Raw genomic sequence first — 20814 nt, 5'->3', positions numbered from 1 at the left:
GCGGGTAAACCCGCTCCTACACGACGGCCTGTGTCCCACCCCCGATGTGCGTCCACCACCAATCCGTTGTAGGAGCGGGTTCACCCGCGAAGAGGCCATGACAGGTACAGCAAACTCAACTGGCAGGCACAGGTTCCGCAACGACAGTGGACGCATGCACGGGCAGCAGCGGGTTGCGCAGCCAGCGCTCCACCAGCGGCCACACCTGCACCTGCGCGGCCTTGCTCACCAGCATGTCGACATGCCCAAAGGCCTCGAAACCTTCTTCACGACCCAGCCGCAGGAACTGCTTGCGCTCGCCGCCCAACTGCTCGAACAGCTTGCGACAGGCCCACACCGGGTCCTGGAAGTCCCCTGCACCGGCCACTGCCAGCAGCGGTACATCCACTTCAGCCAGCCCTGCCCACCAATCGTTCTGCTTGTCGCCAAAGCGCCCGAACAGGCCGTGCCAGCGCATGCTCTCCAAGGCGAGGCCTATCGGCTCGTCTTCAGGCCCACGCTTGAAACGTGGCCCGGATATCTGTCCCCAACGCTTGAGCACCAGCTTCGCGCCCCAAGCCAGCGGCGGCACTTTCAATGGCCAATAGACACGGCTGATCTGGGTACCGAACAACGCCACACTGGCGACTTGCCCAGGCTCCAGGAAGCCGCCACCCAGTGCTGCCGCCAATGTCGTCCCCCCCAGCGAATGGCCCACCCAGTGCGGCGCCTGGCCCGATTGCTCGCGCACGAAGGCGTTGATCAGCGGCAGGTCATCACGGGCGTAGGCAGCAACACTGTTGTGCTTCCAGGCAAGGTTGCGCGGCGACAAGCCATGGCCTCGCATTTCCGGGATCCAGACATCGAAACCGGCGCGCGCAAGGTAGGCGCCCAGGCCAACCCCTTTGGGTGAATACCAGAAACGCCGATTGGAAAAACTGCCGTGCAGGAGAATGACCGGCACGCCTTGGTCCTGAACCTGGTCGGCCAGCCCCAGACGGGTGATGGCGAGCTCGACGCTGGGGTCCGGGCCGTTACCGGCCTTGATCCGATACACGTCTTCGCTGAGATCGCCGCGGCGCTCGGCACTGAGCAGGGCCACGGGGAATAGAGTGCTGCTGCTTTGCATAAGGTTGCTTGGTGCACAAAAAAGGGCGGGGTCCATTGCTGGAGCTCGCCCTGGAAAAAACCAGGCAGGAGGACGCCAGACGTCCCCCCGCATTTTACTGCATCAGGCCGCGCCTTGGCCTTCGGCCAGGAAGAACCAGGTTTCGAGTACCGAGTCCGGGTTCAGCGACACGCTTTCGATGCCCTGCTCCATCAGCCACTTGGCCAGGTCCGGGTGGTCCGATGGGCCTTGGCCGCAGATGCCGATGTACTTGCCAGCCTTGTTGCACGCGGCAATGGCGTTGGCCAGCAGCTTCTTCACCGCAGGGTTACGCTCGTCGAACAGGTGGGCAATGATGCCCGAGTCACGGTCCAGGCCCAGGGTCAACTGGGTCAGGTCGTTGGAGCCGATCGAGAAGCCGTCGAAGTATTCCAGGAACTCTTCGGCGAGGATGGCGTTGGACGGCAGTTCGCACATCATGATCACGCGCAGGCCGTTGTCGCCGCGGGCCAGGCCGTTTTCGGCGAGCAGGTCGACAACCTGGCTGGCTTCGCCCAAGGTGCGTACGAACGGCACCATGATCTCGACGTTGGTCAGGCCCATTTCGTTGCGCACACGCTTCAGTGCACGGCACTCGAGCTCGAAGCAGTCACGGAACGATTCGCTGATGTAGCGCGACGCACCGCGGAAGCCCAGCATCGGGTTTTCTTCTTCTGGCTCGTACAGCTTGCCGCCGATCAGGTTGGCGTACTCGTTGGACTTGAAGTCCGACAGGCGCACGATGACCTTTTTCGGGTAGAAGGCCGCCGCCAGGGTGCTGATACCCTCGACCAGCTTCTCGACATAGAAGCCGACCGGGTCGTTGTAGCCGGCAATGCGCTTGTCGACGCTGTCTTTCAGGTCGGCAGGCAGGCCCGCATAGTTCAGCAGCGCCTTGGGGTGCACGCCGATCATGCGGTTGATGATGAACTCCAGGCGTGCCAGACCGACACCGGCGTTGGGCAGCTGGGCGAAGTCGAAGGCGCGGTCCGGGTTGCCGACGTTCATCATGATCTTGAACGGCAGTTCCGGCATGGCATCGACCGAGTTCTGCTTGATGTCGAAGCCCAGCTCACCTTCGAAGATGAAGCCGGTGTCGCCTTCGGCACAGGAAACGGTCACGCCCTGGCCGTCTTTCAGCACCTGGGTAGCGTTGCCGCAACCGACAACCGCCGGGATACCCAGCTCACGGGCGATGATCGCCGCGTGGCAGGTACGGCCACCGCGGTTGGTGACGATGGCGCTGGCGCGCTTCATCACCGGCTCCCAGTCCGGGTCGGTCATGTCGGAGACCAGCACGTCACCCGGCTGGACCTTGTCCATTTCCGATACGTCGTTGATGACGCGAACCTTGCCGGCGCCGATACGCTGGCCAATGGCACGGCCTTCGACCAGCACGGTGCCTTTCTCTTTGAGCAGGTAGCGTTCCATGACGTTGGCGCTGGAACGGCTCTTCACCGTTTCCGGGCGGGCCTGGACGATGTACAGCTTGCCGTCGTCACCGTCCTTGGCCCACTCGATGTCCATCGGGCGCTGGTAGTGCTGCTCGATGATCATGGCCTGCTTGGCCAGCTCGCTGACCTCGGCATCGGTCAGGCAGAAGCGTGCGCGCTCGGCGCGGTCGACTTCGACGGTCTTGACCGAACGACCGGCCTTGGCTTCTTCGCCATAGACCATCTTGATCGCCTTGCTGCCCAGGTTACGGCGCAGGATGGCCGGGCGGCCGGCCTGCAGGGTGTTCTTGTGCACGTAGAATTCGTCAGGGTTGACTGCACCCTGCACCACGGTTTCGCCCAGGCCGTAGGCGCCGGTGATGAACACCACGTCGCGGAAGCCCGACTCGGTGTCGAGGGTAAACATCACCCCGGCTGTGCCGGTTTCCGAGCGGACCATGCGCTGCACGCCGGCAGACAGGGCCACCAGCTTGTGGTCGAAGCCCTGGTGCACGCGGTAGGCGATGGCGCGGTCGTTGAACAGCGAAGCGAACACTTCCTTGGCTGCGCGGATCACGTTGTCGACGCCACGGATGTTGAGGAAGGTTTCCTGCTGGCCGGCGAAGGAGGCGTCCGGCAGGTCTTCGGCAGTGGCGGAAGACCGCACGGCAACGGCCATGTTGTCGTTGCCGGCGGCCATTTCGGCGAAGGCCGTACGGATTTCCGAATCCAGGCGTGGCGGGAATTCGGCTTCCATGACCCACTGGCGAATCTGCGCGCCGGTCTTGGTCAGGGCATTGATGTCGTCAACGTCCAGCGCGTCGAGCGCGGCGTGAATGCGGTCGTTCAGCCCACTCTGCTCGAGAAAGTCACGGTACGCCTGAGCCGTAGTGGCAAAGCCGCCCGGCACCGACACGCCGGCACCGGCGAGGTTACTGATCATCTCGCCCAGGGATGCGTTCTTGCCCCCCACATGCTCCACATCATGGACGCCGAGCTTATCGAGGGAAACTACGTACTCTACCAAGGTGATCTCTCCACTAACTGTGTTGGAAAAGCTCAAAAGGCGCCCGCCTGTCTTCTATGACTTGGCCGGGCGTTTGTGGCCTGTACCTGGAAAATAGGCGCTGCAAATGTGGCAGAATGTCGACAGCCGCATTCGGCAAACCGAACTTATCATATCCAAGAATCGTCATCAGCTTAAGGCCCAGATCGCAAATGAAACGAACCGCGTTCTTCATCTCCGACGGCACCGGTATCACTGCCGAAACCCTGGGCCAGAGTTTGCTCGCGCAATTTGAGAGCATTCCCTTCAACAAATTCACCCGTCCTTACATCGATTCGCCGGACAAAGCGCGGGCCATGGTCCAGCAAATCAACGCTGCGGCCGAGCGGGATGGGGTCCGCCCGATCATCTTCGACACCATTGTCAACCAGGACATCCGCGAGATCCTGGCGACGTCGAATGGCTTCATGATCGACATCTTTTCTTCGTTTTTATCCCCTCTTGAGCAGGAATTGATCGCCCATTCGTCGTATTCCGTGGGCAAATCCCACTCGATTGGTGGCAATTCCAACTACATGGAACGCATCGAGGCGGTGAATTTCGCCCTGGATAACGACGATGGTGCACGCACCCACTACTACGACAAAGCCGACCTGATTCTGGTTGGCGTGTCGCGTTGCGGCAAAACCCCAACCTGCCTGTACATGGCCATGCAGTTCGGCATCCGTGCCGCCAATTACCCGCTGACCGAGGACGACATGGAGCGCCTGCAGCTGCCGGCGGTGCTGAAAAAGCACCACAGCAAGCTGTTCGGCCTGACCATCGACCCCGACCGCCTCACCGCCATCCGCCACGAACGCAAGCCCAACAGCCGTTATTCCAGCTTTGCCCAGTGCGAATTCGAAGTGCGTGAAGTGGAAAGCCTGTTCCGCAGGGAGAACATTCCCAATATCAATTCCACGCATTTTTCGGTGGAAGAGATTTCCGCCAAGATCCTGGTCGAAAAAGGCGTGGAGAGACGGTTCAAGTAACAGCCCCGCCCCCCCTGTAGGAGCGGGTTTACCCGCGAAAGGGCCGGCCCTGCTGGCCAATCTCCAGCGGCCGTTCACCGTTGCCGCCGCCACCGTATTCGCGGGTAAACCCGCTCCTACACGGAGGAGAAAACGCATCAGGGGTTGGACCCAGCTCGGTGGTTTGGCACAGGTCGCTGTAGGAGCGGGTTCACCCGCGAAAGGGCCAGCCCAGGCATACAAAAAAAGCCCCGGCATCACTGCCGGGGCTTTGTTTTACCTCACCACAAGGCTCAGGACGGCACCACCGCTGCCTGCCCGCTCATGGCCAGGTCGACCAGCTCGCGGTTGGCCACCGCGTACATCGCATAGTCAGTGCCCGTGGCATTGCGCAGGTCGTCGAGCATGGCGCGCCAACGCTCCACCATTCCCCGATGCTGCTCTGACCACAGCGCCACGCGGGCATCCATGTCTTGCGGTGCATCGGCCATCTGCAGGACCGAAATGGTGATCGCCCGCTGCTGCAAGTCGATATCGTCGCGGAATGCCTCGCGCGCCAGCGCCTGCCAGTTGTTTTCCACCGGCAGGTTGCTGATTTCCTGCAGGTACCAGGTCAGGTCCAGCGCGCTGCCCACGGCGAAGAATGCCTTGGCCACCTGCGCAGGCTCATGGCCGGTAACGTCGGCCGCTTCAATGATCGGCAGCAGGGTGTACAGGTGGCTGGTACCCGCCACCATACGCGCCAGCAACTCCGGCACACCGGCGTCGACAAAGCCTTGGTAGCGCACCATCCAGCGTTCGCGGGTGGGGCCTTCTAGCAGCTCATCCAGCTTCAGACCCAACTGCGCAATCTTCGGCCCGAAGTGCGCGGTATCGCGCCCGGCGTCCTGTTCGTTGCGGCGGCTACGCAGGAACCAACGGGTGGCACGGCGGCCCAGTCGCATCAACTCGTCCATCAGAGTGAGCTGGATTTCTGCCGGCACCTGATAGTCCAGCGCCTCGATCTGGCGGAACCAGTGCGGCAGGTGGAAGATATCGCGCACGATCACGTAAGCACCGGCCACGTTGGCCGGGCTCATGCCGGTCGACTCCTTCAGGCGCTGGACGAAGGTGATACCCATGTTGTTGACCAGGTCGTTGGCAATCTGGGTGCTGACAATTTCGCGCTTCAGGCGGTGGCGGCGCATGGCCTCGGCGAACTTGCTGACCAGGGACGGCGGGAAAGCGGTTTCCATGTCACGGGTCAGGTAGTCGTCGTCCGGCACCAGCGATTTGAGCAGTTGCTCCTTGAGGTCGATCTTGCTGTACGAGATCAGCACCGACAGCTCGGCGCGGGTCAGGCCGTGGCCGGCAGCCAGGCGTTCGGCCAACTGCTCTTCGGACGGCAGGAATTCGATGGCACGGTCCAGCTTGCCCCGCGCCTCGAGGTCGGCCATCAGGCGCTTGTACTCGGCAATCCGCTCGCGGGCGCGGCGGGCAGCCAGCGACAATGCCTGGGTCTGCTTGTAGTTGTTGCCCAGTACCAGCCCGGCGACTTCGTCGGTCATGCTGCCCAGCAGCTGGTTGCGCTGCTTCTCGGTCATGTCGCCACCCTGCACCACTTCGTTGAGCAGGATCTTGATGTTGACCTCGTGGTCGGAGCAGTCCACGCCGCCGGCGTTGTCGATGAAGTCGGTGTTGGTGGCGCCGCCGTTCAGGCCGAACTCGACGCGGCCGAGCTGGGTCATGCCCAGGTTGCCGCCCTCGCCCACTACCTTGCAGCGCAGTTCGTTACCGTTGACCCGCAGCGCATCGTTGGCCTTGTCGCCGACATCGGCGTGGCTCTCCGTACTGGCCTTGACATAGGTCCCGATGCCACCGTTCCACAGCAGGTCTACCGGGGCCTTGAGCAGCGCATTGAGCAACTCGGTCGGGGTCAGGCGGTCGGCTTCGATGGCGAAGCGCTCTTTCATCTGCGGGCTGATGGCGATGCTCTTGGCACTGCGCGGGAAGATCCCGCCGCCTTCGGACATGATGCTGGTGTCGTAGTCGCTCCAGGCCGAGCGCGGCAGGTCGAACAGGCGCTTGCGTTCAGCGAAGCTGGAAGCGGGCTCCGGGTTGGGGTCGATGAAGATATGCAGGTGGTTGAACGCTGCCACCAGTTGCAGCTTGTCGGACATCAGCAGGCCATTGCCGAACACGTCGCCGGCCATATCGCCCACACCAATGACGGTGATCGGGTCTTCCTGCACGTTGATGCCGCGCTCGCGGAAGTGGCGCTGCACGCCCACCCAGGCACCGCGTGCGGTAATGCCCATCTTCTTGTGGTCGTAACCGGCCGAGCCGCCGGAAGCAAAAGCATCGCCCAGCCAGAAGCCGTAGTCGATGGCAATGCCGTTGGCGATGTCGGAGAAGGTCGCGGTGCCTTTGTCGGCCGCTACCACCAGGTACGGGTCGTCATCGTCATGGCGCACCACGTTGGCCGGCGGCACCACGCCACCGTCCTTGAGGTTGTCGGTGATGTCGAGCAGGCCGGAAATGAAGATGCGGTAGCACGCCACGCCTTCGGCGGCAATCTCGTCACGGCTGCCGCCCAGCGGCAGGCGACGCGGCAGGAAACCACCCTTGGCGCCGACCGGCACGATGACCGAGTTCTTCACCTGCTGGGCTTTCACCAGCCCCAGCACTTCGGTACGGAAGTCCTCTTCGCGGTCGGACCAGCGCAGGCCACCACGGGCAACGTTGCCAAAGCGCAGGTGCACGCCCTCGACCCGTGGCGAATAGACGAATATCTCGAACTTTGGCACCGGTTTGGGCAGTTCGGGGATCAGCTTGGGGTTGAACTTGAAGCTGAAGTACGACTTGTTCTGGCCGTTTGCGTCGGGCTGGTAGAAGTTGGTACGCAGGGTGGCCTTGATCAAGTCCAGGTAGCGTCGCAGGATGCGGTCTTCGTTGAGCACCTGCACGTCGTCCAGGGCGCTCAGGATGGCCTGTTCCAGGCGCAGTTGCTTGTCGTCCAGGTCGTCCTGGGTAAGCTTGCGCGCCAGGTAGAAGCGGGTCTTGAACAACCGGGTCAGCTCACGGGCGATGTCGGTGTGGTTGTTCAGGGTGCTGGCGATGTAGCCCAGATCGAAGCCCAGACGGATCTGTTTCAGGTAACGGGCGTAGGCACGCAGCAAGGCCACGTCGCGCCACGGCAGGCCAGCGGTGAGCACCAGGCGGTTGAAAGCGTCGTTCTCGGCGTCACCCCGGACGATGTGGATGAAAGCGTCCTGCAGGGTATCGTTGAGCTGCTGGATATCCAGGCTCAGGCCTTCGCTGTAGGTGAAGGCGAAGTCGTGGATCCAGTATTCGCGGCCATTGGCATGGCGCAGGCGATACGGGAACTCGCCGAGCACGCGCAGGCCGAGGTTTTCCAGGATCGGCAGCACGTCGGACAGCGCCAGCGGGGTGTCGGCGTGGTACAGCTTGCAGTGCAGGATGCGCTCGCCCACCTGGGTCAACGGCTGGTAGAAGCTCATTGCCAGCGGCTTGCTTTCCGACAGGTTCAGCACATGCTGCAGGTCGACCACCGCCGAGTGCGCGGCGAAGCGCTCGCGGTAACCGGCCGGGAACCCTTTGGGGAATTCGGCAAGGATGTTGGTGCCTTGGGCTTCGCCGAAGTTCTCCACCACCAGTGCCGAGTAGTCGTCATGCCACGAGCGGCAGGCCTGGATGACTTCGCGTTCCAGCTGCTGCGGGTCGATGTCGATACGGTTCTTGGGGTCGACCCGCAGAATCAGTTGCACACGGGCCAGTACCGATTCGGAGAAGAAGGTCCAGAACTCGCAGTCGGTGGCCTTCAGGCGCTCCATCAGCACCTGCTGGATCTTCTGCCGCACTTCGGTGGAGTAGATTTCCCGCGGGACGTAGGCCAGGCAGTAGCAGAAGCGGCCATACGGGTCTTTGCGCAGGAACACGCGGATCTTGTTGCGCTCCTGGATCTGCACGATTGCCATGACCGTGCTGAACAGCTCGTCGATCGGCGTCTGGAACAGGTCGTCGCGCGGCAGCACTTCCAGCACCTGGGCCAGTTCCTTGCCCAGGTGGGCCTTGGGATCGAAGCCCGAACGGCGCTCGACTTCGGCCACCTTCACGCGGATGTACGGAATGGCATGCACGCTTTCGCCATACACCGACGAGGTGTACAGCCCCATGAAGCGGTGCTCCTTGATGACCTTGCCGTCGGCGTCCAGCTGGCGGATCGACACATAGTCCGGGTAGGCCGGGCGATGCACGCGGCTGGGCAGCGCAGCCTTGGCGAACGACAGCAGCAGCGGCTCGTTGAGGTAGGCCACAGCGTAGTCTTCGATGCGCAGCTCTTCTGCGGTCAGGCCCACGCGCAGACGGCGCGGCAAGCCGAGGAACGACTGCTCGTCGTAGACCATCTGGCCGCCATCGGCGTCGCCCTTGACGGTGAATTCTTCATAGCCCAGGAAGGTGAAGTGGTTATCCAGCAGCCACTCGAGGAAGGCCTTGACTTCGCCCTTCTCGTTTTGGGCAGGACCAAAGCCGGTCTGTTCCACCTGCGCCACCACTTCACGCAGCTTGGCCTTCATCGGCTCGAAGTCGGCCACCACCACCCGTACCTCGGCCAGCACCTGCTCGATCTCGCGGGTCAGCACTGTCAGCTCGGCGGCATTGGCGCAGCGGTCGATCTCCAGGTACATCAGTGACTCGTAGCGCACGCCCTCGCCCTGGGTGCCCTTGGGCAGCAGTTCCAACAGCTCGCCCTTGGCGCCACGGCGCACGCTGAGCACGGTGGTTTGCAGGGTGTGGATGCTGTAGCCACGGCGGTTGAGCTCGGTACGCACCGAGTCGACCAGGAACGGCAAGTCATGGTGCAACACTTCGACCACGGTATGGGTCGACTGCCAGCCATTACGTTCGTAATCAGGGTTGTACACCCGCACTTGCGGGTATTCGGGGTCGAAACGCTCGATGATGCGCCAGGCTGACAGGGTGCAGCCGGCCAGGTCGGAAAGCCTGCGCTGGGTGAGTTCGTCCAGAGAGATGATGCCGAAGAACTGCTCGGCGAACAGCGCCACTTGTGGCAGGGACTGCTCGCTGATGTGCTGCGCCAGGGCCGCTTGCAGTTGGTGCTGGAAGTCGGCTTTGCTGGCTGCGGTGAAGAACGCCATCTGTGGTACTCCGCTTGGGCTTTGTAATAATTGAAGCGTCGCTGCGTGCGCCGTGTACGGATCAACGATAGCCAACCCGTGGCATGGCGGACGGTAAAAACCAGACGTTGAACGTGCGCAGGCACGCCCAGGGCTCGCCGAAGCTTAACGACTGATCGGTCATCTACGCTTGCAGCGCTGCGACAATTTCGGTCAAGGGGCGGTAACTTTACGTTTATGCCTGTACGCAAGACTGTCAGAATTCCCTTCCGTTTCCTTTGACCCGAGCCTGCTCATGCAAATCAACACCGCCCTGCTGTTCGCCACCCCTTGCGATGACGAGGAAGACAACATGGCGACCCTGTGCTGCCACAGCGACAAGGGTCAGATGTTCCTGCTTACCCGTTACCCGGACGAGGACACCGTCGACCTGACGCTGGATGACGAGCCGTCGACGCTGGATGGCCTTAAGGTGACCCTGAGCGCCAAGCGCCTGCTGATCGAAGTGGCGGCCGGCGACCGGGACGCGCTGAAGGGGGATGAAGCACTGGAAATCAACCTGACCAGCGAGCTGAGTGACATGGATGAAGTGAAGGAAACCCTGGAGAACATCCTGGCCGGTACTGGAACCTTGGTCTGCGAGCTTTGAACCCTGCCCCTGCCTAGTGGGAGCGCGGTCCCTGGGGGAGCAACTGTCTTGCTCAATTTCTAAAAGCTGGCGCGATCCCTGTGGGAGCGGCCTTGCGTCGCGATAGGGCCGCGCAGCGGCCCCAGGATCTCGACATCATGCATAGATTGCTGGGGCCGCTTTGCGGCCCTATCGCGACACAAGGCCGCCCCCACAATGATCAGGCCAGCGCCTGCTGCATCTCTTTGGCCTGCACCCGCAACGCCTCGCAAAACGGCTCCACCGCTGCCGATGCCGGCCGATGGTCCGGGCGTATCAGCATCACCTGATAGGGCACCGAAACCCGTAACCTGCGGATCGGCAACCCGCCTTGCGCCGCCTCCAGCCCGCTCAGCGGGTTGATGATCGCCACCCCCAGGCCTTGCCTGACCATGGCGCACACCGAAGCGGCACTGGTGGTCTCGATGACCGTGCGGCGGTTAACCCCGGCCGCACGAAAGTGCTGATCCAGGCGCTGGCGGTAGGTATCCAGGCTGGCCAGGTTGATGAAATCGACCTCATGGAAATCACTCAGCTCCAGTTCAGCCTTCACCTGCAGCGGGTGGTGCTCGGGCAACACGCACACCATGTTGGCACTGAACAGCAATTCACCATACGCGCCGCGCGGTATCTGTTCGACTTCAGTCAGGCCAAGGTCATGCTGCTGGGCAACCAGTGACTCCTCCAGCAAAGGCGACTCCTGCGCCAGAATGCTCACACTCACGCCGCTGTGCTGCTGGTGAAAGCGCTGGCAGGCCTTGGGCAACAAGGTTTGCGAGAACAGCGGCAGGCAGGTGATGGCCAGCCGGCCCTGCTCGAAGTTGCGGATGGCCTGGGCAAAGCGATCGATCCGCTCCAGCCCGACGTAGGCGCGCTCGACCTCTTCGATCAACAGCAGCGCCTGGGCCGTCGCCACCAGGCGCCCGCCCTCGCGCTCGAACAGGTTCAGGCCAGTCACCTGCTCCAGCCGCGCCAGTTCGCGGCTGACGGTCGGCTGCGAGGTGAACAGCAGGCGCGCCGCACCGGTGACACTACCAGCGGCCATGATGGCGCGGAACACTTCGATGTGGCGGACGGACAGTTTCACGGCAGCACCCGGTGAGTCGACAATGGGCATATCAGATATGAATGACTGGCAGAAAAATAGCTATTTTTCTGAATCCCCGCTTTGATTCATCCTCGTGGCCTTCCTTATCCGAGTAGCGCCACCATGACCGCACCCTTCACCCTTCTGGCCGAGGCGGTTCGCCAGCACGGCTCGCCGCTTTGGGCGTACGACGCCAGCACCATCGCCGAGCGTGTCGAGCAGTTGAACGTATTCGACACCGTGCGCTTCGCCCAGAAAGCCAACCCCAACCTGCATGTGTTGCGCCTGATGCGCGCCCATGGCCTGGTGCTGGACGCCGTGTCGCTGGGTGAGATGGAACGGGCCTTCGCCGCCGGCGCGAGCGTTGACGGTGACCCTGCCGGCGTGGTGCTGACCTGCGACGCGCTGGACCGCCCCACCCTGGAGCGCGTGGTGGCGTCAAAGATCGAAGTCAATGCCGGCTCCATTGACATGCTGCGCCAACTGGGTGAACGCTCGCCCGGCCACCGCGTGTGGATCCGCATCAACCCGGGCTTCGGCCATGGTCACAGCCGCAAGACCAATACCGGCGGCGAAAACAGCAAGCATGGCATCTGGCACGAAGAGCTGGACGAGGCGCTGGCGTGCATCAAGGCCCATGGCCTGCACCTGGTGGGCGTGCACATGCACATTGGTTCCGGGGTGGACTACCAGCACCTGGAACAGGTGGCCCGCTCGATGATCGAGCTGATCGACCGCCTGGGCGTGGACATCGAGGCGTTCTCCATCGGTGGCGGGCTGTCCACGCCTTACCGCAGCACCGACAAACCGGTCGACCTGCAGCGTTATGCGCAGACCTGGGCGGTGGCGCGCAAGGAGATCGAAGCGATGCTCGGCCACCCGGTGCGCATGGAGATCGAACCCGGGCGCTTCCTGGTGGCGGAGTCGGGCTACCTGGTGGCCGAAGTCCGTGCCGTGAAACAGGTGGGGCGCAATACCTTCGTCATGATCGATGCCGGCTTCAACGACCTGATGCGCCCGGCGATGTACGGCGCCTACCACGGCATGACCCTGCTCGATGCCGATGGCCAGGCAGTAGATCGCCCGCGCCAGCCGACCGTGGTGGCCGGGCCGTTGTGTGAATCGGGTGACGTGTTCACTCAGGATGACCAGGCGCTGACCCCGCAGGACCTGCCTCAGGCACAGGTGGGCGACCTGCTGGTGATCCACGATGCCGGGGCCTATGGCGCGTCGATGTCGTCGAACTACAACAGCCGGCCGCTGCTGCCGGAGTTCCTGATCGAGAACGGTGCCCTGCGGATGATCCGCCGGCGCCAGACGGTGCAGGACCTGCTGAGCCTGGAGGCCGGGTTCTAACCACTGCCCTGCAAGCCTGCACGACTCTTTGTGGGAGCGGCCTTGCGTCGCGATAGGGCTGCACAGCAGCCCCACAAATGTAGCCGTGATGCCGAAACCCGGGCCGCTTTGCGGCCCAATCGCGACGCAAGGCCGCTCCCACAGGGTGTGTGCTCGCGGTCCTTGCAATAAGCCCCACCTCTCGCGACAATGCGATCAATTCCCATTAATATTGCGGTCTTGACGCCATGGCAACGCTCGATCCCCAGGCCCTGCACCAGCTGTACAGCGAAAACAACAGCTGGCTGAAGGGCTGGCTGCGCGCCCGCCTGGGCAACGCCGCCGACGCTTCCGACCTGGCGCACGACACGTTCTTGCGGGTAATGACCGCGCGTAACCCGTTGCCGATCCGTGAGCCGCGCAGCTACCTCAGCGCTATCGCCCGCGCCCTTCTGATAGACAAAGCTCGCCGTCGCATCATCGAAAAAGCTTACCTGCAGGCGCTGGCCCTGCGTCCGGAACCGGTAGAGGTGTCGCCGGAGGTGCGCTTGTCCATCATAGAGATGCTGGTGGCCGTGGACAGCCTGCTCGACGAACTCGGCGCCAAGACCCGCGCCATCTTCCTTGCCGTTCAACTCGAAGGCCTGACCTACGGCGCTGCGGCCGAGCGCTTCGGCGTGTCGATCACCACCGTGAAGAATCACCTGATCAAGGCCATGACTCGCTGCCTGCTGGCAGTCGAAGGCTGACGCCCATGGATCTCAAGACACTCGAAGCCGCTGCCACCTGGTATGTTCAGCTCAACGACGGCGCCAATAGCGAGGCCCGCACCCAGGCCTGGCGACAGTGGTTGCAGGCCAGCCCCCTGCACGCAGCCGCCTGGGCGCGGGTAGAAAAGCTGCAGCAGCAATGGGCCATGGTGCCGCCGCAGGCGGCGCTGTCCGGCCTTGGCGCGGCCCAGGCGCAGCGGCGTGACGTGCTGAAAGTGCTGGGCCTGCTGATGGCCATGGGGGGCGGCAGCTGGCTGGCGGCCGAGCAGGTGCCCTATCGTGCCTTGCTGGCCCAGCACAGTACCCGCAGCGGCGAGCGCCGCGCCCTGCACCTGGAGGATGGTTCACAACTGGAGCTGAACGTGGATACCGCGCTGGATGTGCGCTACGCCACAAAGGTGAGGGCGATTCAGCTGTATCAGGGGGAAATTCTGGTGCGTCCGGTCAGCGATCGTCAGCAGCGCCCGTTTATCGTGCACACCGATGACGGCAGCGTACTGGCCCGCAGTACCGCGTTCAGCGTCCGCAAACTGGCGCAGCAGACCCGCGTGGGTGTGCTTGAGGCCAGCGTCGAAGTTCGCCCCATGCGCCACCCTGATCGAGTGCTGCAACTGCACGCTGGCCAGCAAGTGAGTTTTGATCAGGGTGTCGTCCTCGACGCCCATGCCCTCCCCGCCGATTCCACGGCCTGGTTGCAAGGCATGCTCAGCGTGAACGACTGGCGCCTTGGCGATTTCCTCGAAGAACTGGGGCGCTATCGTCCAGGTGTGCTGCGCTGTGCCTCGTCGATCCAGGCCATGAGCATTTCCGGTGCGTTCCGCATTGACGACACCGATATCGCCCTGGCCAACCTGCCGAAAACCTTGCCCGTGAAAGTGCGCTACTTAAGCCGCTACTGGGTGAGTGTGGAGCCCGCCTGAGCAACTGCGGAAAAACTTTCGCCGCAATCTTGCTGATTTCGATTCTCGTCCGTCCCTGACACAAGCCGCGACGACAGCGACTTTCTGCCATGACTCGGAAGGACCACGAAATGCCACACCTGCACCCTACCCCAGCAACCAAGCTCAGCCAGGCCGTCCGCCTGGTGCTGTTCGGCATGTACCTGGCCAGCGCGCCCGGCCTGCTGCTGATGCCTGCCCAGGCAATGGCCCAAAGCCAGGCCACCTACCATGTCCCCGCTGGCTCACTGGGCACCGCCATCACCCAGTTTGGCGTACAGGCGGGTGTGACCATTTCGTTCGACACCGCACAGACGCGCAACCTCGACAGCGCGGGCCTGGAAGGCAGCTTCAGTGTCGAGGAAGGTCTGGCGCGGCTGCTGGGCAACAGTGGCCTGCAGGCGCAGCGTCAGGGCAATGGCGGCTATGTGCTGGTCCCTGCGCAAAACGGTTCGGCCATGGAACTGGCGCCGATGAACATCGACGCCAACCGCCTGGATGCGACCAGCGAAGGCTCCCAGTCCTACACCGCCCGTGCCATCACCATCGGCAAGGGCGTACACACGCTGAAAGAAACCCCGCAGTCGGTCACCGTGATGACCCGCAAGATGCTCGACGACCAGAACCTCAACACACTGGAGCAGGTACTGGACAAGACCCCGGGCATCACCGTGTATGACTCGCCCATGGGCGGCAAGTATTTCTATTCCCGTGGTTTCAACCTGGATGGCCAGTACCAGTACGACGGCGTGCCCTTGGACGTGGGCGGCAACTACGTGCAGGCCAACAGCTTTTCCAGCGACATGGCGTTCTATGACCGCGTCGAGGTGCTTAAAGGTGCGGCCGGCATGATGAAAGGCTCTGGCTCCTCCGCCGGGGGCGTCAACTTCGTGCGCAAACGGGGGCAGGAAAAAGCCGCCACCACCGTCACCCTGTCAGCCGGCAGCTGGGACAACTACCGCGGGCAAGTGGACGTGGGCGGCCCGCTGAACGCGTCGGGCACCGTGCGGGGGCGCGCCGTGGCGACGCTGCAGGACCGCCAGTACTTCTATGACACGGCCAAGCGCCAGGACCAGATACTGTACGGCGCCATCGACTGGGACGTCACGGCCGACACCACCGTGGGCTTTGGCCTGGCTTACGAGGATGTCGATGCCACCCCGTGCTACGCCGGCCTGCCACGCTACGCCGATGGCAGTGACCTGAAGCTGTCGCGCTCCACCTGCCTGGGGGCCAGCTGGAACGACATGCAAAGCCAGCGTATTACCGGCTTTGCCGACCTCAAGCACCGCTTCAACGATGACTGGACCCTGAACTTCGCCTCGATCTACACCCACAACACCCAGGACATCGAATACGCTTATTCCGAAGGCACGGTACCCGTCGGCGCCAGCACCGCCAGCATGAACGTCCGGGCCGGCCGTTTCGACTACGACCAGGACGACTACGGCTTCGATAGCTATGTCGATGGCAAGTTCGAGGCGTTCGGCCTGCAGCACGAGCTGATCATGGGTGTCAACGCCAGCCGACAGAAAACCCATGATTACTTCGCGCTGATGCTGCTGGACGGCAAGCAGGACCCGTTCAACCCATCCGCGAACTTCACACACCCGTCCAAGGCCGATTACCTGGTCAACCCGAGCCGCGGTGGCAGTGTGCCAACCGATACCACTACCACCCAGTACGGCACTTACGCCAACCTGCGCCTGAAACTAGCAGAGCCACTGACCTTGGTGCTGGGCGCGCGGGTCAGCTGGTACCGTAACAAGAGCGACTCCTATACCCAGTTCTACGATTACTGGGTGCATAATCGCAGCCAGGAAAACGGTCAGGTCACGCCGTTTGCCGCCGTGCTGTACGACCTGAACGAGCAGTGGACCGCCTATGCCAGCTACGCCGACATCTTCCAGCCACAGAGCGACAAGGTGAATGCCGAGCGGCAGGCGTTACAGCCAAAGACCGGCGCCAACTATGAAGTCGGCATCAAGGGCGAGCTGCTCGACGGCGCGTTGAACACCTCCTTCAACCTGTTCCGCACTGTCGAGAATCACCGCGCAGAAACGGACTACGTCGATACCTGCCCCTCAGGCGACGGGTATTGCTACAACGACAGCGGCAAGGTACGCGCACAGGGGTTCGAAGCCGAGATCAGCGGCTCGCCGATCGAGCGGTTGCAGCTGTTGGCGGGCTACACCTACACCCAGACGAAGTACCTGAGTACCATCGAAGACACTGACCCGACCGAACTGACCTTCACCTCCAGCTTCATCCCACGGCACATGCTCAAGGTATGGGGTGACTACCAGCTGGGCGGTGCTCTGGAGCGCTGGACCCTCGGCGCAGGCCTGAACAGCCAGAGCGAGAACTTCCGTACCACCGGCACTACCCGTGTCGAACAGGCGGGCTACACCGTGTGGAACGGCCGTGTGCAGTACCGCCTCGACCCGAACTGGACTGTCGCGCTCAACGGCAACAACCTGTTCGACAAGAAGTACTACGCCACCATCGGCGCGCCGGCGTGGGGCAACTTCTATGGTGAACCGCGCAATTTTATGGTGACATTGCAAGGGGCGTTCTGAAGTACTTTCCGGGGAACGATCGGGCCGCTTTGCGGCCCTGTCTGGATGCGGACCGTATTTAAAATAGCGACCAGGGTGGCGCCTCCACCCAGTAACGATGGGCCTGCCCCGTGACAGCGGACGGGTTGACGTGAAAGGCGATGAAAACCCTGGTAACGTCAACGATACCGCTTAATCAGAAATTTCCTACGCACCTATCGGAAGCGCAACGCTCCTTTGAGAAGTGATTCCTCGCTAGTGTCCAGCCCTGGGTCGAATGCAACGCTTGCATGCATTTGATGATCATCCCTGCTCGCTGGAGCTATACATGGACTCGTTGAAAGAAACCCTCGAACTGTGCAGGCGCATCACCTCCGGCTACCGCCCTGCCCTGCGCAACAGCCCCGTCGCCGACTGCACCCGCCGCTTCGAACTGCTGCCCCTGCGCTACCCCGCCGTCGGCGGCAACCCGGCACAACGTGCCCGCCTGCCCAAATTGCCGGGCTATCTCAGCCCGTTCCAGGAGGTCGGCGAGCTGACCCACTCCAGCTACGCCATCCGCCCTTTGCGTGAGGGCTTTCTCTACCTGCTGATCAAGCGCCATAGCGCACCGGCCTACGAATGGCACAGCCAGTACCGCGTGGCGCCCAATGGCTCGCTGCTGTACATCAGCAGCGACGCCCCCTGGGCGCCTGCCCCCAGCGCCGGCAATCTGGATGAGATCCTTCGCGGTTTCGGCTGGACCATCACCCTCTACGACCTGGATGACATCCAGGAGCTGCGCCCATTGTTCAGCCCTTCCCCGCTGACCCCGCGCATGCTCGACAACTACCGCCTGCTCGACGAGGAATACCGCAGCAGCCTGCCCACGATCGATATCGCCCGCTTCATCCAGCCTTCCGACGCCCCGCCACAGCCCCACGTCCTCAAGCATGACCAACTGAACTGGGTGGCCGACTTCAAGGCCCAAAACGATGCAGACCTGCAGGCACTGCTGGACCTGCAGCCGTTCAACAACGACCAGATCGTCTCGCCGCACGCATCACGCCAAGCGCTGGCACCGCTGGTGAACCACAGCAAACCCCGTGGCGCCGCCATCGTCATCGAAGACGCCATCGGGATCACCCAGGAGCTCAACGCCTGGCGCAACGCCGCTGTCGAGGATGTGAAGACCCAGTGGCTGGCGCGTACCGTGGAACCCGGGGTGGACAACGAACGCAAGCTGCTGGTCGCGCAGTCGTTCCTGGAAATCGAAAAACTCTACCCGCAGATGGTGGCCGAGCAGATCGTCAAGCGCGAAGTCATGGCCGAAAAAGTCCGCAACCAGCCCCACCTGCATCCCGAGATCTACTTGTTCTCCGAACGGGCCAGTCAACAGGCCGATGCCCATGATGAACGCATGAAGCCCCACCTGGCGCAGTTCGAGCGCGAGGTCCGCAGCAAAGTCCAGGCCCGCCAGGATGCCGGCGAGTTCCGCAAGCGGTTCGACCAGAAATACGGCCACCTGGTCGACCGCCAGGCCATGCACGATCAGCTCGACGGTTTCGAGCAGGCCATGCAACACGCCCAGCAAGCCGCCGAGGACCGCGCCAAGGACCATACCCGCTGGGTGGTCAGCGAACGCTTGTTGCAAGCGCTGGACCGCTACGACAACGCCGACCTCATCAACGGCCTGGCCTTTGCCGAACAGACCGGCCAGTGCGTGATCGGCATGGAGTTGAGTGAAGGGGGCACGAAGGTGCTGGACCACTGGTGGCGCAGCGACGTGGCAGACCGGGGCAACCTTGCAATACGCGGCATCACCTACAACCAGGAGGACCTGCGGGAAGCACTGGCGGCGCTGCTGGAAGCGGCTAAAAGCGAACCACAGTCAGCGTCATCCTTCGCCCTGCCGGAAGCACTTGCCAGGCAAGCCCATGCCGCTGCCAATGCCTTTGGGCGCATCAACACCCTGTACGAACAGATGCAGGCACAGAGCAGCACGGCCAGCATCGGCCTGTATGCCTGGTACGTCGCGCTGGGGCGGCAAGTGCTGCGCACCGCGACCCCCAACAGCATGGACCGCGCACTGCACCAGGGTTTGCGGCTGACCTTGTTCGCTTCGGTGCATGAAACGGCTGTCGATATTCGCCTGAGTGAAGCTGCACGTAGCGGGCAGCCCATTAACCCAAAACGCAGTGCAGGCCAGGTATCAAGGTACCTCGACCAGGCCTGGGCTGAAGGGTTGATGCAGGCCCGTAACAGTGACTTCTACAAAGTGCGTGTCTCCGGGCTGGTGTGCCTGCTGGAAGGGATGCTGATGGCCTTCAAAGCGCGCGAACTGCCTGACAGTGATGCGCGGGTGAAGACCGAACTCCTGGCGGCCGCGATGACCACGGCAGCGGCGGGCTTTGAAGTTGGAGCCAGCTATGTGGACCAGGTGGTCGCGCGGTACGGCGCGAACAGTGTGACCGGACGAGGAGCAGCGGCCGCTTTAGGGCGTTTGAAACTATGGGGCGCCAGTTTAGCTGTGACAGGTGGTTTCGTACTCGCCTGGTGGGACTTCGCCGATGCGGCTCAGCAGTTAGTATACCGCCAGCAAAACCTTACCGAACAAAGTACAAAAAAACCTAGAACGCTGGCACTCGCATACGCATCGCGGGCACTGGCAACTATTACAATCTCGCTGGCGGAAGCAGGAACAGCCATTGCAATCGCAAAACCTCTTTTTGACCATCTATCTCAGAATGCCAAAACAAAACTTGTGAGAATGATGACAACATCCATGGGCGCGCTCGCCAATAAACTGGGAACACAAGCTGCTCGCCTACTGCTTGCACGTTTAGTCTTGGGTGCATTTTGGATCGGACTCATCCTGACACTCATAATCTATATTCTGGAAGATGACGCGTTAGAGAAGTGGTGCAAACGTAGCTGCTTCCGAACTCATAAAAATATCAAGCCCTATGAAGAGCAGGAAGAACTGAGCGCCCTACATTCTGCTATCGGCGAGGTTTTATAATGTATCTTATCGAATGGGGATTCTGGCAGATGGCAACTCAGCCAGAAGCTGCACGTAGAACGTACGAAGCAGGGATGACACCAGCAGAGAAGCGCGCACATAGAGATTTTTATGAAGGCGACCTGAATGAAGAGATTCATTTTTGCCAGGTAAGTGAAGCCCCCCTCATACGCGGCCCTGTTTATGCATTCAATGAAACCTACATAGAAATGCGCTGTGGCGGTTCAGAAGAGAAGCGCGGCCTCATTACGCTAGTCACGATCGGCGGAGTGCTGCCTGGGATAATTTTCGGAACCGGCATAGCTGTCGGTTCCATCTGGCTTGATATCACCCAACCTTATTCAATCTCCTTTATAGCAGTCTTACTTACAGCTCTCTTGGCTTCAGCTTCAGGAGCAGCATTGTATTTTTACCTGAAGTACGGCGTAAAAATCTCGCGACTGGAAATGCTGACCAGTCGGCATCTGCTTATTCGCTTCAATCGAATAACTCAACAGGTCCACCTCCATCGACCCAGCTACTGTGGTGGCATCGTCACCTTCCCCTGGAAAACAACCGGTAGCACGGGCATTCGCCCAGAAGATGATTCGCTAAGCGTTGGAATACGACTCGGCCTAATCTGGCACCCCAGCCGCACCGGCCTGCCCCACATGGAGATGGCCCTGCTCGGCAAACAAGGCCAAGGCGGCAGCGAACTGCGTGATGAGTGGGAATTCATCCGCCGTTACATGGAAGAAGGCCCACA

Annotated in this window: 12 protein-coding genes; 8 read left to right on the top strand and 4 right to left on the bottom strand. The window is 62.0% G+C overall.

What is annotated here, in order from left to right:
* Positions 1-115: 115 nt before the first annotated feature.
* Together AC3WLP_RS26140 and ppsA are read right to left on the bottom strand one after the other, a co-directional pair.
* Positions 116-1108, bottom strand: a complete 993-nt coding sequence (locus tag AC3WLP_RS26140; RefSeq protein WP_256596100.1) for an alpha/beta fold hydrolase — start codon at positions 1106-1108, stop codon at positions 116-118.
* 102 nt (positions 1109-1210) lie between these two features.
* Complete coding sequence (gene ppsA / locus AC3WLP_RS26135; protein ID WP_017147807.1) at positions 1211-3586, bottom strand: phosphoenolpyruvate synthase; 2376 nt, start codon at positions 3584-3586, stop codon at positions 1211-1213.
* Between the two features lie 191 nt (positions 3587-3777).
* On the opposite strand from ppsA, the gene ppsR reads away from it, so the two are divergent.
* Positions 3778-4596, top strand: a complete 819-nt coding sequence (ppsR, locus tag AC3WLP_RS26130; RefSeq protein ID WP_003248634.1) for a posphoenolpyruvate synthetase regulatory kinase/phosphorylase PpsR — start codon at positions 3778-3780, stop codon at positions 4594-4596.
* Between the two features lie 272 nt (positions 4597-4868).
* Here ppsR and AC3WLP_RS26125 read toward each other — a convergent pair whose 3' ends face one another.
* Entirely contained in the window at positions 4869-9734 is a 4866-nt protein-coding gene (locus AC3WLP_RS26125) for an NAD-glutamate dehydrogenase (RefSeq protein WP_014753967.1), read from the bottom strand.
* A 274-nt stretch (positions 9735-10008) separates the two neighbouring features.
* Here AC3WLP_RS26125 and AC3WLP_RS26120 point away from each other — a divergent pair, with 274 nt between their 5' ends.
* Positions 10009-10362: a hypothetical protein gene (locus AC3WLP_RS26120; RefSeq protein WP_003248629.1), complete on the top strand. Its 354-nt coding sequence runs from the start codon at positions 10009-10011 to the stop codon at positions 10360-10362.
* 199 nt (positions 10363-10561) lie between these two features.
* Here the strand turns inward: AC3WLP_RS26120 and AC3WLP_RS26115 are convergent, their stop codons facing one another.
* Positions 10562-11467 (bottom strand): LysR family transcriptional regulator, encoded by a 906-nt coding sequence (locus AC3WLP_RS26115; RefSeq protein WP_010953080.1) that lies wholly within the window; start codon positions 11465-11467, stop codon positions 10562-10564.
* Positions 11468-11590: 123 nt separating this feature from the next.
* On the opposite strand from AC3WLP_RS26115, the gene lysA reads away from it, so the two are divergent.
* The 6 genes from lysA to AC3WLP_RS26085 all read left to right on the top strand — a co-directional run.
* On the top strand, positions 11591-12823 hold the full coding sequence (gene lysA / locus AC3WLP_RS26110; RefSeq protein ID WP_012053193.1) for a diaminopimelate decarboxylase: 1233 nt from the start codon (positions 11591-11593) through the stop codon (positions 12821-12823).
* A 227-nt stretch (positions 12824-13050) separates the two neighbouring features.
* Positions 13051-13551 carry a sigma-70 family RNA polymerase sigma factor gene (locus AC3WLP_RS26105; RefSeq protein ID WP_012053194.1) on the top strand — a complete coding sequence of 167 codons (501 nt, stop codon included), beginning with the start codon at positions 13051-13053 and terminating at the stop codon, positions 13549-13551.
* 5 nt (positions 13552-13556) lie between these two features.
* Positions 13557-14492, top strand: coding sequence for a FecR domain-containing protein (locus AC3WLP_RS26100; protein ID WP_014753969.1), 936 nt, complete (start codon positions 13557-13559; stop codon positions 14490-14492).
* Between the two features lie 110 nt (positions 14493-14602).
* Complete coding sequence (locus AC3WLP_RS26095) at positions 14603-17089, top strand: TonB-dependent siderophore receptor (RefSeq protein ID WP_088513640.1); 2487 nt, start codon at positions 14603-14605, stop codon at positions 17087-17089.
* Between the two features lie 307 nt (positions 17090-17396).
* On the top strand, positions 17397-20069 hold the full coding sequence (locus tag AC3WLP_RS26090) for a T6SS effector BTH_I2691 family protein (protein WP_492576363.1): 2673 nt from the start codon (positions 17397-17399) through the stop codon (positions 20067-20069).
* Positions 20069-20814 (top strand): hypothetical protein (locus tag AC3WLP_RS26085; protein ID WP_103340348.1); only part of this gene is annotated, 746 nt, incomplete at its 3' end. The genes AC3WLP_RS26090 and AC3WLP_RS26085, both read left to right, overlap by 1 nt.

Source organism: Pseudomonas sp. FW305-E2 (assembly GCF_058782925.1).
Note: the sequence above shows the minus strand (reverse complement) of the source record. Positions and strands in the feature narration are given on the sequence as shown.

What these genes read in the sequence shown, in the direction of transcription:
- AC3WLP_RS26120 (WP_003248629.1), top strand. Translation starts at nt 10,009, where the DNA reads ATGCAAATCAACACCGCCCTGCTGTTCGCCACCCCTTGCGATGACGAG.
- AC3WLP_RS26125 (WP_014753967.1), bottom strand. Translation starts at nt 9,734, where the DNA reads ATGGCGTTCTTCACCGCAGCCAGCAAAGCCGACTTCCAGCACCAACTG.
- AC3WLP_RS26095 (WP_088513640.1), top strand. Translation starts at nt 14,603, where the DNA reads ATGCCACACCTGCACCCTACCCCAGCAACCAAGCTCAGCCAGGCCGTC.
- ppsR (WP_003248634.1), top strand. Translation starts at nt 3,778, where the DNA reads ATGAAACGAACCGCGTTCTTCATCTCCGACGGCACCGGTATCACTGCC.
- AC3WLP_RS26100 (WP_014753969.1), top strand. Translation starts at nt 13,557, where the DNA reads ATGGATCTCAAGACACTCGAAGCCGCTGCCACCTGGTATGTTCAGCTC.
- AC3WLP_RS26090 (WP_492576363.1), top strand. Translation starts at nt 17,397, where the DNA reads ATGGACTCGTTGAAAGAAACCCTCGAACTGTGCAGGCGCATCACCTCC.
- AC3WLP_RS26105 (WP_012053194.1), top strand. Translation starts at nt 13,051, where the DNA reads ATGGCAACGCTCGATCCCCAGGCCCTGCACCAGCTGTACAGCGAAAAC.
- AC3WLP_RS26140 (WP_256596100.1), bottom strand. Translation starts at nt 1,108, where the DNA reads ATGCAAAGCAGCAGCACTCTATTCCCCGTGGCCCTGCTCAGTGCCGAG.
- lysA (WP_012053193.1), top strand. Translation starts at nt 11,591, where the DNA reads ATGACCGCACCCTTCACCCTTCTGGCCGAGGCGGTTCGCCAGCACGGC.